Source organism: Streptomyces mexicanus (assembly GCF_902506575.1).
GTDB lineage: Bacteria > Actinomycetota > Actinomycetes > Streptomycetales > Streptomycetaceae > Streptomyces > Streptomyces mexicanus.
In genome coordinates, this window is the sequence record NZ_LR732544.1 from 3,468,105 (window position 1) to 3,471,635 (window position 3,531).

Annotated in this window: 2 protein-coding genes and 1 pseudogene; 1 reads left to right on the forward strand and 2 read right to left on the reverse strand. The window is 70.7% G+C overall.

The genetic code is table 11. From position 1 onward, the window contains the following. Positions 1-148 precede the first annotated feature (148 nt). A pseudogene (locus GV126_RS15445) lies at positions 149-784 on the forward strand (RNA polymerase sigma factor); the annotation flags it as partial. A 239-nt stretch (positions 785-1,023) separates the two neighbouring features. On the opposite strand, the gene sucD reads toward GV126_RS15445, so the two are convergent. Continuing rightward, positions 1,024-1,908 (reverse strand): succinate--CoA ligase subunit alpha, encoded by an 885-nt coding sequence (sucD, locus tag GV126_RS15450; protein WP_028420684.1) that lies wholly within the window; start codon positions 1,906-1,908, stop codon positions 1,024-1,026. Between the two features lie 21 nt (positions 1,909-1,929). Further along, positions 1,930-3,111: an ADP-forming succinate--CoA ligase subunit beta gene (sucC, locus tag GV126_RS15455; protein WP_159666852.1), complete on the reverse strand. Its 1,182-nt coding sequence runs from the start codon at positions 3,109-3,111 to the stop codon at positions 1,930-1,932. Positions 3,112-3,531: the final 420 nt, after the last annotated feature.

Sequence of the window (3,531 nt, forward strand, 5' to 3'; positions counted from 1 at the left end):
CGGCCGTGATCTGCGCCACCCGCGCGCTCCAGGGCGGCGGCCCGGTCCCGCTCGGCCGTACGCTGGCCGGAGGAGTCCCAGGGACCGGCGGCGGTCACCACACCGGCGGCCAGTGCCAGACCGGCGGGGGCGGCGGGCGCCGCGGCGTGACCGGGACCCGGCCGGCTGGGTGCGCGCGGCGACGTACGACTGCGCCCTCTCCCCCTGGCACCGCCTCCGCCTGCGCGACCGCCATCCCGACCCGCCGCCCGATCCGGCCGACCGTGCGCTCCAGCAGGCGCTGCTCCGCCTTCCGCCGTCCTACCGCCGCACGCTCGTCCTCTACGACGGCGTCGGCCTGGACCTCCCCGACACGGCGGCGGAGACGGAGGCCAGCACGCCCGCGACGGCGAACCGGCTGATGCACGCCCGCGAGGCCGTCGCCGCCTGTCTGCCGGAGCTGGCGGACCCGGCCGAACTGCACCGCAGGCTGGTCCGGCTGGGCTCCGCCGAACGCTCCCCGGCGCCCGGTTCGAGGGACATACGGACTGCCGGAGAACGCAGCATCCGTGTGTGGACCCGCTCCGCCCTCGCGCTCACCGTCACCGTCACCGCCGCGACCGCGCTGACCCTCGAGACCGCCCCCACCCACTACCTGGCGCCGGTGTCCCCCGGACACGCGGTGCAGGGCCTGCCGGTGCCGGGCTCGCTCGGCCCCCTGTCGCGCGACGCGCTCAAGCTGAGCACCAAGCTGCGGAAGGAGGCGGGCGGCGGCCCGGAGCGGCTGGTGCCTCAGGCGCGGTAGGGGGACGGGGTCCCCGGCGGGTCGGCGGGCAGGGGCGCAGGAAGGTCGGCTGGCCGGGGCCGCAGGAAGGTCGGCTGGCCGGTGGGTCGGTGCCCCAGGCGGAGTCGGCAGGCCGGTGTCGGCGTCCCGGACGTGCCGGCGGTGCCGGGGCAGGGCCCGGGAAACGGCGGTGGGCCCGCCCCCTGTGCAAGGGCGGGCCCACCGGTGTGCGCTGTACGGCGGACGGCTCGGCGCGTCGGTCAGCCGGCGAGGATCTCGCGCGCCAGCTTGGCCGTCTCGGTCGGGGTCTTGCCGACCTTGACGCCCGCGGCCTCCAGGGCCTCCTTCTTGGCCTGGGCCGTGCCGGAGGAACCGGAGACGATGGCGCCGGCGTGGCCCATGGTCTTGCCCTCGGGCGCGGTGAAGCCCGCGACGTAGCCGACGACCGGCTTGGTCACGTTCTCCTTGATGAAGGCCGCGGCCCGCTCCTCGGCGTCGCCGCCGATCTCGCCGATCATGACGATCAGGTCGGTGTCGGGGTCGTCCTGGAAGGCCTTCAGGGCGTCGATGTGGGTGGTGCCGATGATCGGGTCACCGCCGATGCCGACGCAGGTGGAGAAGCCGATGTCACGCAGCTCGTACATCATCTGGTACGTCAGCGTGCCGGACTTCGACACCAGGCCGATGCGGCCCGGCTTGGTGATGTCGGCCGGGATGATGCCGGCGTTCGACTGACCCGGGGTGATCAGGCCGGGGCAGTTCGGGCCGATGATGCGGGTCTTGTTGCCCTTCTTGCCGGCGTACGCCCAGAAGGACGCCGTGTCGTGCACCGCGATGCCCTCGGTGATGACGACCGCCAGCGGGATCTCGGCGTCGATGGCCTCGATGACCGCGTCCTTGGTGAACTTCTCCGGGACGAAGATGACCGTGACGTCGGCACCGGTCTTCTCGATGGCCTCCTTGACGGTGCCGAAGACGGGTACCTCGGTGCCGTCGAAGTCGACGACCTGGCCGGCCTTGCGCGGGTTCACGCCACCGACGATGTTCGTGCCGGAGGCGAGCATGCGGCGGGTGTGCTTCTGGCCCTCGGAGCCGGTCATGCCCTGGACGATGACCTTGGATTCCTTGGTGAGGAAGATAGCCATGGTGTTCTGTGACCTCGTCCCTTACTTCGCGGCAGCAGCCAGCTCGGCGGCCTTGTCGGCCGCGCCGTCCATGGTGTCCACCTGCTGGACCAGCGGGTGGTTGGCGTCCGTCAGGATCTTGCGGCCCAGCTCGGCGTTGTTGCCGTCGAGGCGCACGACCAGCGGCTTGTTGACCTCTTCGCCCTTGCTCTTGAGCAGCTCCAGGGCCTGCACGATGCCGTTGGCCACGGCGTCGCACGCGGTGATGCCACCGAAGACGTTGACGAAGACCGACTTCACGTCCGGGTCGCCCAGGATGATCTCCAGGCCGTTCGCCATGACCTCGGCGGAGGCACCGCCACCGATGTCGAGGAAGTTCGCGGGCTTGACGCCCTTGTGCTTCTCACCGGCGTAGGCGACGACGTCCAGGGTCGACATGACCAGGCCGGCGCCGTTGCCGATGATGCCGACCTCGCCGTCGAGCTTGACGTAGTTGAGGTTCTTCTCCTTGGCCGCGGCCTCGAGCGGGTTGGCCGCCGCCTTGTCGTGGAGCTCCTCGAACTCGGGGTGGCGGAACTCGGCGTTGTCGTCCAGGGAGACCTTGCCGTCCAGGGCGATGACGTCACCGGAGGCGACCTTGGCGAGCGGGTTCACCTCGACCAGGAGGGCGTCCTCCTTGACGAAGACCTCCCACAGCTTCACCAGCACGTCGGCGACCTTGTCGGCGACCTCGGCCGGGAACTTCGCCGCGGCGACGATCTCCTGGGCCTTGGCCTTGTCGACACCGTCGATGGCGTCGATCGCGATCTTGGCGACGGCCTCGGGACGGGTGGCGGCGACCTCCTCGATCTCCATGCCGCCCTCGACGGAGGCAATGGAGAGGAAGGTGCGGTTGGCGCGGTCGAGGAGGAAGGAGACGTAGTACTCCTCGACGATCTCCGGAGCGGTCTCGGCGATCATGACCTTGTGGACCGTGTGGCCCTTGATGTCCATGCCGAGGATGTCCGTCGCGCGGGCGACGGCCTCGTCCGGGGTGGCGGCCAGCTTCACGCCACCGGCCTTGCCGCGACCACCGACCTTCACCTGGGCCTTGACGACCGACTTGCCGCCCAGCCGCTCGGTGATCTCGCGCGCCGCCTCAGGCGTGTCGATGACTTCACCGGCCAGCACCGGTACACCGTGCTTGGCGAAGAGGTCCCTCGCCTGGTACTCGAACAGGTCCACGCGCTTCCGTCCCTATCAGTGATCTCGCGGTTCGTTGGATGCGTGGGCGTGCCGCGAAGGGCAACGTGACGTCCGCTCTGTCACAAGGGAGGCGCACACGGTGTCCGAGCGCGCGGCATGTCCATCTCGCAGGTTATCGCCGCTTGCGGGGGCGCCATAAATCAGGGGTCACACCTGAGCGGTGATACGTGTCACATGATGTCGCGTTCTCTGGCACGCCGTGCCAGGTATGTGGGGGCCTCACCGGGCTGGGGTTGACCCGGTGAGGCCCTTGCGAACGGCCCCGAAGGGCTCGGGACGGCTGATCCCCACCCCAATGGGGACCAGCCGCCTCACCGCAGGGTTCCGAAGGACGCCCGGACGAACCGACGGCTTTCGGCCATCCGGGCCCGGCGGCCCTGCGGGGGCTGGGGGGTGGTG

What these genes read in the sequence shown, in the direction of transcription:
- sucD (WP_028420684.1), bottom strand. Translation starts at nt 1,908, where the DNA reads ATGGCTATCTTCCTCACCAAGGAATCCAAGGTCATCGTCCAGGGCATG.